This is a genomic window from Acinetobacter tibetensis, assembly GCF_023824315.1.
Taxonomy (GTDB): domain Bacteria; phylum Pseudomonadota; class Gammaproteobacteria; order Pseudomonadales; family Moraxellaceae; genus Acinetobacter; species Acinetobacter tibetensis.
The window spans coordinates 1381024-1393375 of sequence record NZ_CP098732.1; the positions used below are offsets into that span (position 1 = coordinate 1381024).

Below are 12352 nucleotides of genomic sequence, written 5' to 3' on the forward strand. Positions count from 1 at the left end.
TGTCTTAGCTCATTCATAATTTTATTTCTAAGCGTTAAGCCACCGCACGACGACGATCAACTTCAGTTGAAGGAGCAGAAGCCGCATCTTTGACCAATTCAATATTGAATGTGATGTGCTTAAATGGTTTGTCTAAACCACGACGTTGGATTTCAGCAGGATCAGTGACATCTACCGCAGTTGCGACTAAACCATCACGGGTTGCAAAAGCAAAGTCATCCCATAAATATTGATCACCTTCAATATTGAACTGGGTGGTTAATTTACGGAAACCTGGGGCAGAGACAAAATAATGCACATGTGAAGGACGGTTACCGTGACGACCTAACTTATTTAGTACGGCTTGCGTTGTGCCTTCAGGAGGGCAGCCATAACCGACAGGCATAGTGGTTAAAGCCACATATTGACCTTGTGCATCGGTTAAAATGGTGCGGCGTAAATTAAAGTCCGATTGAGACTTATCAAAGAATGAGTAGTTGCCTAAGCTGTTCGCATGCCAAACTTCAACTTTTGCATTTTCAATGATTTGACCGTCTGCATCACGGACAATCCCTTCAATAATTAAAGTATCAATTTTGTCCGATTCACTGCCATCATCCATGCGTGCAAAGCCTACAGTTTCAGGTGCACCTGCCACATATAAAGGACCTTCGATGGTACGTGGTGTACCACCTGTAACACCTGCTTTGGCATCTGCTTCATCGGCACGTAAATCGAGATAATGTTCCAAACCTAAGCCAGCAGCTAAAAGACCAAGTTCATTGGCTTGACCTGCATCGGTAAAATATTCCAAGCCTTTCCAAACTTCAGAGGGTTGGATATCTAAATCTTCAATGGCTTGGAATAGATCGCCAAGCAAACGAACAATAATTTGTTGAATGCGTGCATCGACAGGTCCTTGTGCGGTATCGACATTCATTTTTTTTACAAGTGCATCAATTTGTTGACGGTTCATACTATAACTCCTGAAGTATGTAGATTATGGATGGCATTATTATTGGCTATTGATTTAGCTACTTGGTTCTAATGCCACAGTCCTTGTTATGTTTAAAATACAGATTAATGGTGATTCAGCTTTTATGAATCATCCTCTCGGATAGAAGAAGGGTGTCGATTTAAAGGCATGACTTCAATTTTCATAAATGGATAGAGTGGCAAACCTTGTAAAATGTTATGCAACTCTTCATTACTCGCAACATCAAAAATACTAATGTTGGAGTACTGTCCCGTAACACGCCAGATGTGTCGCCATTTTCCAGAGCGTTGCAATTCCTGAGAATATGCTTTTTCAACAGCTTTAATTTCATTGGCTTTTTCAATGGGCATATCAAGCGGAATATGCACATCCATGCGTACGTGAAATAACATTTACGGCTTCCTTGTCTTTACGTCGTAGTAGTTCAATTTTGTCTTCGTCAATTTCAATGCCTAAACCTGCACTTGTAGGCAGATGAAGTTCAAAATTTTCATAGCGAAGTGGTGTTTTCAAAATTTCTTCGGTCAGTAGTAATGGACCAAATAATTCTGTCCCAAAGGCTAAAGATTCGAAGGTCGAGAAGGCATGTGCAGAGGCAATACTGCCAATAGGACCTTCCAACATGGTGCCACCGTACAAATCAATGCCTGCCAGATTCGCAATTTTGGCAACTTCACAGGCTTCGAGCAGTCCGCCCGATTGTTCAATCTTGACTGCAAATACATCTGCACCATGACTTTTGGCAATACGATAAGCACTGTCAGGGCCTGTAAGGGCTTCATCTGCCATAATGGCAACGTCAAAACGCTGAGTTAGACGGGCTAAAGCATCCGTATTTTGAATAGCACACGGTTGTTCAATGAGGTCGATACCGCCATCTTGAAGTTGCTGAATACCACGGATACATTCCAGTTCTGACCAAGCACGGTTTACGTCTACACGTACACTGATGTCTGCACCCAAGGCTTTTTTAATTGCAATCACATGATCAACATCTTGCTGTAAAGGACGTGCACCGATTTTGAGTTTGAACGTGTTATGACGTTTCAGCTCAATCATTGTTTTCGCTTCAGCAATATCTTTTTCGGTATCACCCGAAGCCAGTGTCCACAGTACAGGTAAACTTTCGCGTAAACGTCCACCGAGTAATTCGCTGATGGGTAAGCCTAAACGTTTGGCTTGAATATCCAGCAGCGCAGTTTGAATGGCGCACTTGGCAAAGCGATTGCCATTAATATTTTTACGGATCAGTTTTAAGGTTTGTGCAACATTTAACGCTTTCACTGAAGCCAGTAATGGTGCAAAGTAAGTATCAATATTGGCTTTAACACTTTCGGGGCTTTCTTCGCCATAATTCAGCCCACCAATGGTGGTGGCTTCGCCCCAACCGACAAAACCATCCGTAGTTGTTATTTTTACTAATACCAATGTTTGAATACGCATCGTTGTCACAGACAGTTGATGCGGGCGGATTGTTGGAATATCCACGAGTATGGTTTCTATGCTTTTATACATGAAGTTTCAACTGTTTCGAACTTGTTTGTATACCATAGAAGAATGTAATGACCTAAAATAGATATGGACTGGTATTTTAAAATACTAAAAAGGTATGTTAATGGAATTAAGACATTTACGATATTTTGTGACCGTGGTTGAAGAGCAAAGTATTACCAAAGCTGCGGAAAAGCTGTTTATTGCTCAGCCACCATTAACTCGCCAAATCAAAAAATTAGAAGAAGAATTGGGGATCGATCTTTTTGAAAAAGGTTCTCGACCCTTAAAAGCGACGGAGGCTGGCTTATATTTTTATCAACATGCGGTGCAGATTTTAACGCATGCGGCGCAAGCCACGACCATGATCAAGAAAATCAACGCAGTCAATACCAGTGTAAAAATTGGGTATGTGAGTTCCTTGTTGTATGGTTTATTGCCACAAATTATTTATTTATTCCGTCAAAAAAATCCAGATATTCAAGTCGAGTTGATTGAATGTAGCACCAAGGATCAGGTCGAAGCATTAAAACTAGGTAAAATCGACATTGGTTTTGGTCGGTTGCCGATCAGTGACCCTGCAATTAAAAGACTGTTGCTACGCAAAGAAAAATTAAAACTGGCGATTTTTAAAAAGCATCCTTTAAATACCTATCAGGAAACTGGCGTGTATTTATCGCAAATTGTGAATGAAACTATTTTTTCCTATCCCAATACCCCTAAACCGAACTTTTCAACCACTATACAAGCCATGTTTACCCAACTGGGGCTTATTCCAACCAAGTGGACGGAAGTCCGTGAAATTCATATGGCTTTGGGTTTGGTGGCCTCAGGCGAGGGGATTTGTTTAATTCCAGAAAGTGCTTGCGACATTGGCATGAAGAATGTGGAATATCTGAATATTTTAGATTTAGAAGCCTATAGTCCAATCTCGTTGTCGATGCGCAACATGGACCAAAGTGCGTATATTCCAAAAATTTTAGAGTGTATTGAAGAAATCTATCGGACTGAGAACATTTCTAAAAACTTAAATTGATCGGATGCCGTTGACACATTCTACAAAAAAGATGCCTCATCCTGTATGAGGCATCTAGGCAAAAAAGTATAGCTTTAAAATTTTTTCATATAATTCATGAAAATACGGTCTTCAACAAAGTCATTACCATATTTCACATTATAATCAATGTGAATATATTGAAAGCCGAGTCCTTTGAGATAAGGCTGTTGAAAAGCGTAATTCAGTACATAATTGGCTTCGGTTTCTTGATTATTTTCCCTTGTGGATGATTTGAAATCATGACCATAGACCCATTTCACCGCAGTGCTTAGCCCTGGTACAAAGTCCTTAAAATCATAGCTATAAATCAAGTGATATGATTTTTCATCTTGTTTGGCAAAGCCTGTAACATTCCAGTTAATGAAATAGGTTTCAGGTAAATAACCATCTAATAATGGATAGGCAGAATCGCCAATAATTTGCTGATAGCCTAAGCCAAAAGAATGATTATTCACTTTCAATGTTTCCAGCAGACCGATGTTTTGCGCATCAATAGTGACCGTATTCTCATGATCTTTGGAATTAAAATATTTCAGTTTTGAATTAAGTGAAAAATTGGCTTGTTTCCATGTGTGATCTAAACTTGCATAGTGCGTGTTATATAAATTTTCCAGATTGCCAAAATAATATTCACCCTTTAACGTTGGGGTAATTTGATAACGCAGGTCAATATAGTTCAACCCATCTGAATAGTGTGTGACACCTTTAGAGGTGTAGGAAAATTTACGAAACTCTTCTTCATTCCGTGGCGAGACTTTTTCGATGCGACCAATTTCAGTTTGGAATTGAACGGTAATTTGCGAGCGTAGATTGGTTCCCCAATAAGAGGTTAATAACTGGCGACTGGTATCCACCGAAGTCACAGGCAGATCCAACCAGAGTTCACCCGTTCTTAATAAGGAATTACCATAACCGAGTTTTAAAGTTGCGCCATATTTTAAAAAATCTGATGCTTGTGATTGTTTGGATTTATCAAAAGGAAGAATGGAATCGGAAACGTGCTTATCTGAACTTAAACGCACGGCATATTGCACAGAAGCATTAGCACCAATTGTGATGGGTTGATCGGCAATATTTAAGGGCGTATCCAGCATTTCAGATTTATAGAATAAAGAGGCTGCTTGCGACCAACTGCCCGTATCTTTGACACCAGCGTTATCAAAATCACGGTCAATATACGCATTTCTCAGGGTAAATTTCCATTCATCTGCTGATGCTGCTGTAGATTCAGTTGCGTGAATAGCTGTTATTGAAAATCCATTGAATATGAGTAATGTGGCTAGGGCGAGTTTTTGTTGTTTGAAATGCGGTGAGCGTTGCATATTATTTCCAAAGGTTGAATGCTGATATCGGGCATTAACTTATTGATATTTTGACGATGTCTACCCAAACCACTATTTTGGGAAAGACATCAGAATGCAGAGATTAAAATGGCAATTAATGTAATTTTTCGCGTTGCATACTGTCGTTGAAAAATTTGCAGCCTTTAAGCAAGAGAATGAAAGCAAACACACATGATGCTCCGCCAATAATTGACAATGAAGACCCCACCATGATTGGGTTGCCAAAGTATTTGTCAGTCAAAATTGCAACTAAAGTGGTGCCAATACCTAAACCAATCAAGTTACTGACCAATAAGAAAATGGCAGACAGACGGGCACGAAATTGATTAGGGGCTAACATTTGTAAAGCGGTTGCAGAAATCACCAAAGGGAAGGAGGCAAAGAACATGGCAGGAATAAGTAACGCTACCGAAATGTGTAAATTCTGCACTTGGGTGAAAAGAGAGATCGGGAGAATTAATCCAATAATACCAATCACACCTGTGAGCATTGGTGCATTTTGTCTGCCTTTTTTAATGAACCAGTCATTGAGCCAGCCAGCACAAAAAACACCTAAGGTATTGGCAACTAACATAATGGAACCGAGCATATAGCCAGTTTCAGTCGGTGAAAGCGAAAAGTTGCGAATGTAAAAAGCAGGCGTCCAACTGGTTAAACTATATAAAGCCATAGCATAAAAGGTGAAACCTAAATAATGACAAGTAATGGTTTTGCCATGTTTACGGATAAATTGTAAACATTGCTTAAACTCACCTTTTTCGACATGGCCATAGGTATTCAAGCGCTGACCTTTACGTTCAGGGTCTCGTACGGTCAAAATGAACAGCAGACCAATGAAAATACCGGGTAAACCCACCACCAGAAAGGCAACTTGCCAAGCTTTCATGGCGCCTAATAAGGGAACTTGAATTAAGGTTGCACCTTTAAGCAGTTTAATGACATATCCACCTACGAGAAATGCGATACCACCGCCTAAGAATGCGCCAATAGAGTAAATTCCTACAGCACGTCCTAATTTGTCTTTGCTAAACATGTCACTAAACATGGAGTAAGCTGCTGGAGACAACGCTGCTTCACCAATACCCACGCCCATACGGCATAAAAATAACTGAAGAAAGTTTTTACTCATGCCGCAGGCTGCTGTTGCAAGACTCCAGATAATAATGCCAATAGAGATGAGTTTGGGACGAGAAAAACGGTCAGCAATATAGGCTAAGGGTAAGCCCATAAAGGCATAAAACAAGGAAAAGGCGAGGCCATGTAATAAACTAAATTGAGTATCTGTTAAATGTAAATCAGCTTTAATTGGCTCAATCATGAGCGCCAAGATTTGTCTGTCAATAAAAGAGAAGATATAGGCCAACATACAGAGTATGACCACATACCATGAATACAGATGGGTTTTTTTATGCTCTGCTTTTTCTACGTAGACATCTACATGATCCATTGATTTGTCCTTTTGTATTTAGCTTGCTCGGTTTGAAAGTTCTGAATAAAGTTTGCTTGCGCTAAACGCATAGATTTAGTGCGGATTAGATTCAGAGGCTTAACTTTTGTATTTGATCAATAATATTTTTAGGAAAAATAATTAGAATTCAGTCAGCCGTTCGGCGATTGAGAAGTTGATCATTGCAGGATTATTTTCTTTTTATATGTAAAATTCCATTACTTTTTGAGTATTTAAAAATACCCTATGGGTATTCTATTTACTCGGCTAAGCTAAAAAATAATTTTAGATCAAAGGTTTATTCTTAGAATTTTAGATAGGAGTTTGCAGGAGAGAAGAGTGCAGCAGATGAGTCTTCACTCATCAACTGCTGAATACAATTGAAAAGCAAGACTTAGCTAGAGGGCATCAATTCAAATAATTTTTTTAGTTGTTGGTTCAGATAACGAAGTTCATCTTCAGAAAAGGCATTCAGAATGCCTGCTAAAGTAACGGCACTGATTTGGTTAATCTGTTCGACAAGGCTTAAGCCTTTATCTGTTAGCTTTACCATAGAAATACGTTCATCTGTCGCGGAAGAAAAAACTTCAACAATGCCATCTTCCACTAAGCGATACACCGCTTTGGTTGCGGTAGTGAGTTTGAGTGTAGAAAGATTGGCAATGTCGGTAATACTGGCTTCACCTAAAGCATTGGTACTCAGAATAATTTTACGACGCGTATTGTCGATTCCTAATTTTTTTATTGATTTTTCAATTAGTTGTGAATATTTCCCATTGACTTGAGAAATCCAGAAAAAGGGGAAATTTTTAAGACTTTCTGGTTCATTGTTAGGTAAAAATTGTTCTAAATGGTTCAGCATGGCTAAGCAAGGACTTAGTTAAAATTGAGAAATCTATTATAAACAAAATTTTGCAGCTTGCCTTAAATGACTCTTGTAAAAATTACTTGACAATTATATTTAAATTTCTCATATTTATATTAAGTTATAAAAATACATGGAAAAGTGAATGAATATTATTGCACAATCACTTTCGCGAGGACATGGCGAACTCAAAGTCATGATTAAAGATACGATTGATATTCAAGGCTTTAAAACAGTTGCAGGCAGTAAAGCTTACTTAAATACCCAACCTGCGGAACACAATGCAGAAGTGGTCGACAATATTTTGAAAGCCAATTGTCAAATCACAGCCAAAACCAATTTACATGAATTGGCGTTTGGGATTACAGGCATTAATCATGCTTTTGGAACACCTGTTAATCCTAAATACCCTGAATTGATTCCAGGCGGATCTTCAAGTGGGTCGGCTGCGGCAGTGGCGGCAAAACTGGCAGATTTCTCTTTAGGAACCGATACAGGTGGTTCTATTCGTATGCCCGCTGCATGCTGTGGAGTTTATGGTTTAAAACCGACTTTTGGGCGTGTCAGTCGTCAAGGAGTGCATCCAGCAGCAAGCAGTTTAGATTGTGTCGGGCCTTTTGCAAATTCAGTCGAAATGCTTGAAGTTGCCATGCAGATTATTGAGCCAAGTTTTCAGCCTGCTGCAAAGCTGCAACAGCCACCCAAGTTGGCTTATTTAAATGTAGCTGCGAGTGATGAGGTATGCCGTTGTATTAAGCAATTCTTTGCACAGCATCAGCTTGATTTATCGCGTGAAACCATCGACTCGTTTGATGCCGCTTATGATGCAGGCATGCAGATGATCAATTATGAAAATTGGCAGGCTTATGGTGAATTAACTCAGACCGGTTTAATTGGTGCCGATGTAAAGCAACGCTTATTAAAAGCAGCGGATACTAGCCTAGAGCAGGTGAAACAGGCAGAACAGGTCAAATTACAATTTACCCAAGCATTAAATACGTTATTAAATCAATACGATGCTTTGGTTTTACCAACATTGCCGCAAATTCCACCAAAAGTAAAAGATGCCGAAAATACAGTCGCATTCCTAAATTTAACCCGTTTGGTTCGTCCATTTAATTTGTCTGGACATCCTGCTATTTCAATTCCATTACAGACAGAAGATGGCTTCCCTGTAGGTTTACAGTTGGTTGCTGGGCATCAGCAAGACGAAAAATTATGCGCGATTGCAAAATATCTTTCGCAATAAAATAAATATATTACAAGGAGTTAGATAATGAATGAATTATCTAAAATGGAGTTTGTAACACCAGAAAAAGCCGTCGATCTTGACGCTTTATGTCAAGAAATTCGAGCAAGAGCCTGTACAGGTGAGTTCGATAATCAAGCCTTTGTTAGTCAGGACATGATTGAAAAACTCAAGCAATTGGGAGTTTATCGCGCGCTTGTGCCAAAACGCTTTGGTGGTGATGCTGTTTCACCGCGTGAGTTTTGTGAACTGATTGAAACCTTGTCTAAGGCGGATGGTTCGGTAGGTTGGGTGGCAAGTTTTGGGATGAGCCCCGCTTATTTAGGCAGTCTGCCAGAAGCAACACTTGAAGAACTCTATAAAGATGGCCCAGATGTGGTTTTTGCTGGGGGAATTTTCCCACCTCAGCCTGCGGAAATTACCGATGAAGGCGTTCGAGTCAGTGGACGTTGGAAGTTTTCTAGTGGCTGCATGGGTGCAGACATTATTGGTGTGGGGATTTCACCTTTAAAAAATAATGAAATGCAGGGCCTACCGCGTATGGCAGTGATGCCTGCCTATAAAGCCAAAATTGAAATGACATGGGACACAGTGGGTTTAAAAGGCACAGGCAGTCACGATTTGGTTGTGGAAGATGTACTGGTCGAAAAGCACTGGACATTTGTACGGGGTGAACCTTCCAAACTACCAGAACCCTTTTTTAAATATCCGTCACTTTCTTTAGCGACCCAAGTTTTAACCGTTGTCGGTATTGGTGTAGCGGCAGCCGCTTTAGAAGAATTTCAAATTTTAGCGCCAGGCAAAGCATCAATTACAGGTGGTGCAGAAATTGCGAATCGTCCTGTGACGCAATATGAATTTGCTCAAGCAGATGCAGAATTTCAGGCAGCCAAAGCATGGTTCTATCAAACCATGGATAGCGTTTGGCACGAAGTCGTTGCAGGGCGTGTAGCAACCACACAACAGATTAGTGATATGCGTTTAGCCTGTACTCATGCTGCTCGAGTTTGCGCCAAAGTCACGCGCAAAATGCAAATGTTAGCAGGCATGACCGCCATTTATACCAACAATCCATTTAGTCGTTTTGTGAATGACACCAATGTAGTCACTCAACACGCCTTTATGGGGGATGCCACATTACAAAATGCAGGTTCAATTCGTTTTGGCTTAAAGCCAAGCCCAGGATATTTATAAATTTAAACTTGAGACAAGGAAATCAAAATGGACGCTAAAAAAACTTTACGTGTGTTGTTCTGTATGGGCATTAATCAGAATTTTTTTGATGCAGAACCTGCCGAAGCAAAAGCGGTTTGGGCTGCATTTGGTGAGATGTGGAACGCAATTCATGACCTACCGGGCGTACATGTTTTTGGCAATCTCGATGATGACCAAAGTATGGTTGGCCCTAGTACAGGCTGGCCATGGACGACCTATTTATTGGCAGATGTGCCTGACATTGAAACTGTACATGCGGCGTGTAATTTGTTCAGAACCACGGTTGTAGGCGAAGGTCCTTACAAACTATGGAAATACTGCAAAGTCGAAGCACGTGTTGGACGTGAATTAATTATTCAACGTTAAGGTACAGGACATGGATGACAAGGTGAATTTGGCAAAAATTCTCTCACGTTTAGAACAGTTGGAAGCACATAACGCCATCCGTAACTGTCTCAATCGTTATATGGAAATTTGTGATGAGTTGAATCCGAAGACCAATTTAGATGAGCTGATGGGGCTTTTTGATGCGGAGTGTATTTGGGAAGGCATTGGGGAAAAGTACACCAAATCTTTTGGGCGATATGATTCTTGGCAAGCCATTTACAACATGTTCAAAAGTTATACCCAAACAGAATCTCACTTTGTCATGAATGCTCACTTTGTCAGTTCGGAGCAAATTGAAGTACAGCAACAGTATGCCACGGCGACTTGGCTGATGTTGCAAACCTCCACTTTCCGCGATGGACGCAGTCATTTGAATAGCGCCAAGCTGAAGGTGAAATTTGCGCAACAAACGGACGGCAGTTGGAAAATCAAGCATTTTCAAACCCAGAATATTTTTAGCCGACCAGTGACAAATTGGCAGAGTGACGCTGAATTACCTGTCCCGACCCAGAATTAAATTACCAATTTATCAAAGGATTAATGAAATGAATGGAATTATCTCAACACTGAATATTGGTGTGGATTATGAAGCACTGGTGCAAAGCGACCGTGCACATACGTCTTTATACAAAGATGAGCGTATCTTTAATGAGGAAATGCAGAAGATTTTCTACAGCACATGGGTTTGGGTAGCACATGCCAGTGAAATCCCAGAAGGCGGTAGCTATAAAACCATCAATATTGGCAAACAACCTGTCGTGGTGGTACGTGACCGCAAGAAAAAAGTGCATGTATTACTGAATCGTTGTCGCCATCGTGCTGCGACAGTCTGTGAACATAAAAAAGGCAAAACCAATAGCTTTGTTTGTCCATACCACGGTTGGAGTTATGCCTTAGATGGCACACTGCGCGGCGTTCCTTCCCCAGAAAGTTATGGTGAATGTTTAGATAAATCTGAATTGCCATTGGTCAGCCTGCGTGTTGAAGAATATAACGGCATGATTTTCGCGTCATTTAATCATGAGGTTGAGCCTTTAGAACAATTTCTTGGACCTGCGAAAAAGTGGATTGATTTGTTCATGAAACAAGGTGCAGGTTATCCAGTGAAAGTTTTAGGTGAACATCGTTTTACCTTCCCGGGGAACTGGAAAATCCAGCTTGAAAACACCACCGATGCTTATCATTTTCCATTGGTACACAAGTCTTTCTTAAGTTCAGTCGATGAAAAAACGGAAGAATTATTTAACTTTGAAAATCAACCCGGTTTTGTTGAAGACTTAGGCAATGGTCACAGCGTGATGGTGATGATTCCTGAATTGGTCGATTTAGACGAAGAATTAATGGAACGTCCAATTCAGGAACGCTTTGAAGATTTAGCGCAAGCATTGCGTGATGAAGGTCATGCAGAACTGGAAGTGCGTCGTATTGTACGTGCTGTGGGCGGTTCTGGTTTTAACTTAAACCTGTTCCCGAACATCGCCTGTTCAATGGCGTTTTTCCGCGTCATGCAACCGATTTCCGTCGATAAAACAGAAATTCATCATTCCGTGATTACGATGGATGGTGGCCCACAAATTGCGAATCAATATCGCCTGCGTTTGCATGAGCATTTCCAAGGCCCATTTGGTTTTGGTACGCCCGATGATGCTGAAGCATGGGAGCGTGTGCAAAAAGGAGCCGCCGCAGGCGAAAACCTCTGGATTATGTTGAACCGTGGTTTAGCGGGCGAAGTACAAACTGAAGATGGTTTGAAAAGTGATGTGAGTGCTGAAACAGGGATGCGCTCTGCCTATCAACAGTGGAAAAAGTTGATGACGGCTTAAGGGGAAGAACATGAAAATTGATTTAAATTTACTCAATGAAGTCACAGCGTTTATTTGGGCAGAAGCCGATATGTTGGACCATGCTGAACATGCAGCATGGTTAAATCTTTGGAATGAAAAAGGGGTGTATATCATTCCAATTGATCCGACACTTAGCGATTATGAAAACAACCTGAATTATGCTTATGACGATCATCACATGCGTAAATTACGTGTTCAGCGTTTAGAAAATGGCGAAGCAATTTCAACTTCACCCAAGGCAAATACGGTTCGGAGCATTTCACGTGTTCGGATTTTAAAAGATGAAGAAGGTGAAATTGTTTTACGTTGTGCGCAAAACTTACGTGAATTCCGTAAAGAGAACCTCAAACACTACACCGCAGATGTGACTTACCATTTAAACCGTGATGCCGAAGCGGGTTTTAAAATTAATCGTAAAATCATTAATTTAATTAATTCTACCGATACCTTGGCAGGTATTAGCTACATTCTATAGGAG

The 12352-nt window shown here is 40.5% G+C and carries 12 protein-coding genes and 2 pseudogenes; 8 read left to right on the forward strand and 6 right to left on the reverse strand.

Features of this window, described 5'->3' with window-relative positions:
- Positions 1–34: 34 nt before the first annotated feature.
- The 3 genes from catA to M5E07_RS06740 form a co-directional block, all read right to left on the reverse strand.
- Positions 35–955: a catechol 1,2-dioxygenase gene (gene catA / locus M5E07_RS06730; RefSeq protein WP_116759637.1), complete on the reverse strand. Its 921-nt coding sequence runs from the start codon at positions 953–955 to the stop codon at positions 35–37.
- 122 nt (positions 956–1077) lie between these two features.
- Positions 1078–1368, reverse strand: coding sequence for a muconolactone Delta-isomerase (catC, locus tag M5E07_RS06735; protein ID WP_116759635.1), 291 nt, complete (start codon positions 1366–1368; stop codon positions 1078–1080).
- Positions 1328–2491, reverse strand: a complete 1164-nt coding sequence (locus M5E07_RS06740; RefSeq protein WP_252223244.1) for a muconate/chloromuconate family cycloisomerase — start codon at positions 2489–2491, stop codon at positions 1328–1330. Before M5E07_RS06740 ends, catC begins: the two co-directional genes overlap by 41 nt.
- A gap of 100 nt (positions 2492–2591) precedes the next feature.
- Between M5E07_RS06740 and M5E07_RS06745 the strand changes: the two genes are divergently transcribed.
- Positions 2592–3503, forward strand: a complete 912-nt coding sequence (locus M5E07_RS06745) for a LysR family transcriptional regulator (RefSeq protein ID WP_252223246.1) — start codon at positions 2592–2594, stop codon at positions 3501–3503.
- Positions 3504–3577: 74 nt separating this feature from the next.
- Here M5E07_RS06745 and M5E07_RS06750 read toward each other — a convergent pair whose 3' ends face one another.
- From M5E07_RS06750 to M5E07_RS06760, 3 genes are all read right to left on the reverse strand, one after another.
- A complete protein-coding gene (locus M5E07_RS06750) occupies positions 3578–4846 on the reverse strand; it encodes an OprD family outer membrane porin (protein ID WP_252223248.1) in 1269 nt (422 codons plus the stop codon).
- Positions 4847–4961: 115 nt separating this feature from the next.
- Positions 4962–6314: a spinster family MFS transporter gene (locus tag M5E07_RS06755; RefSeq protein ID WP_252223250.1), complete on the reverse strand. Its 1353-nt coding sequence runs from the start codon at positions 6312–6314 to the stop codon at positions 4962–4964.
- 394 nt (positions 6315–6708) lie between these two features.
- Positions 6709–7176 carry a MarR family winged helix-turn-helix transcriptional regulator gene (locus M5E07_RS06760; RefSeq protein ID WP_252223252.1) on the reverse strand — a complete coding sequence of 156 codons (468 nt, stop codon included), beginning with the start codon at positions 7174–7176 and terminating at the stop codon, positions 6709–6711.
- A gap of 148 nt (positions 7177–7324) precedes the next feature.
- Between M5E07_RS06760 and M5E07_RS16390 the strand changes: the two are divergent.
- The 7 genes and pseudogenes from M5E07_RS16390 to M5E07_RS06790 form a co-directional block, all read left to right on the forward strand.
- Positions 7325–7910: pseudogene (locus M5E07_RS16390) on the forward strand (amidase family protein); the annotation flags it as partial.
- Positions 7911–7987: 77 nt separating this feature from the next.
- A pseudogene (locus tag M5E07_RS16395) lies at positions 7988–8428 on the forward strand (amidase family protein); the annotation flags it as partial.
- Positions 8429–8473: 45 nt separating this feature from the next.
- Positions 8474–9622 carry an acyl-CoA dehydrogenase family protein gene (locus M5E07_RS06770; protein WP_252223728.1) on the forward strand — a complete coding sequence of 383 codons (1149 nt, stop codon included), beginning with the start codon at positions 8474–8476 and terminating at the stop codon, positions 9620–9622.
- 27 nt (positions 9623–9649) lie between these two features.
- Entirely contained in the window at positions 9650–10009 is a 360-nt protein-coding gene (locus M5E07_RS06775) for a hypothetical protein (protein WP_016166452.1), read from the forward strand.
- Between the two features lie 10 nt (positions 10010–10019).
- A complete protein-coding gene (locus tag M5E07_RS06780) occupies positions 10020–10547 on the forward strand; it encodes a nuclear transport factor 2 family protein (protein ID WP_252223256.1) in 528 nt (175 codons plus the stop codon).
- A 28-nt stretch (positions 10548–10575) separates the two neighbouring features.
- The gene (locus M5E07_RS06785; protein ID WP_252223264.1) at positions 10576–11853 is read left to right on the forward strand and encodes an aromatic ring-hydroxylating oxygenase subunit alpha; all 1278 of its coding nucleotides are present in this window, start codon (positions 10576–10578) and stop codon (positions 11851–11853) included.
- A 10-nt stretch (positions 11854–11863) separates the two neighbouring features.
- Positions 11864–12349, forward strand: coding sequence for an aromatic-ring-hydroxylating dioxygenase subunit beta (locus tag M5E07_RS06790; protein ID WP_252223266.1), 486 nt, complete (start codon positions 11864–11866; stop codon positions 12347–12349).
- The last annotated feature ends 3 nt before the right edge of the window (positions 12350–12352 follow it).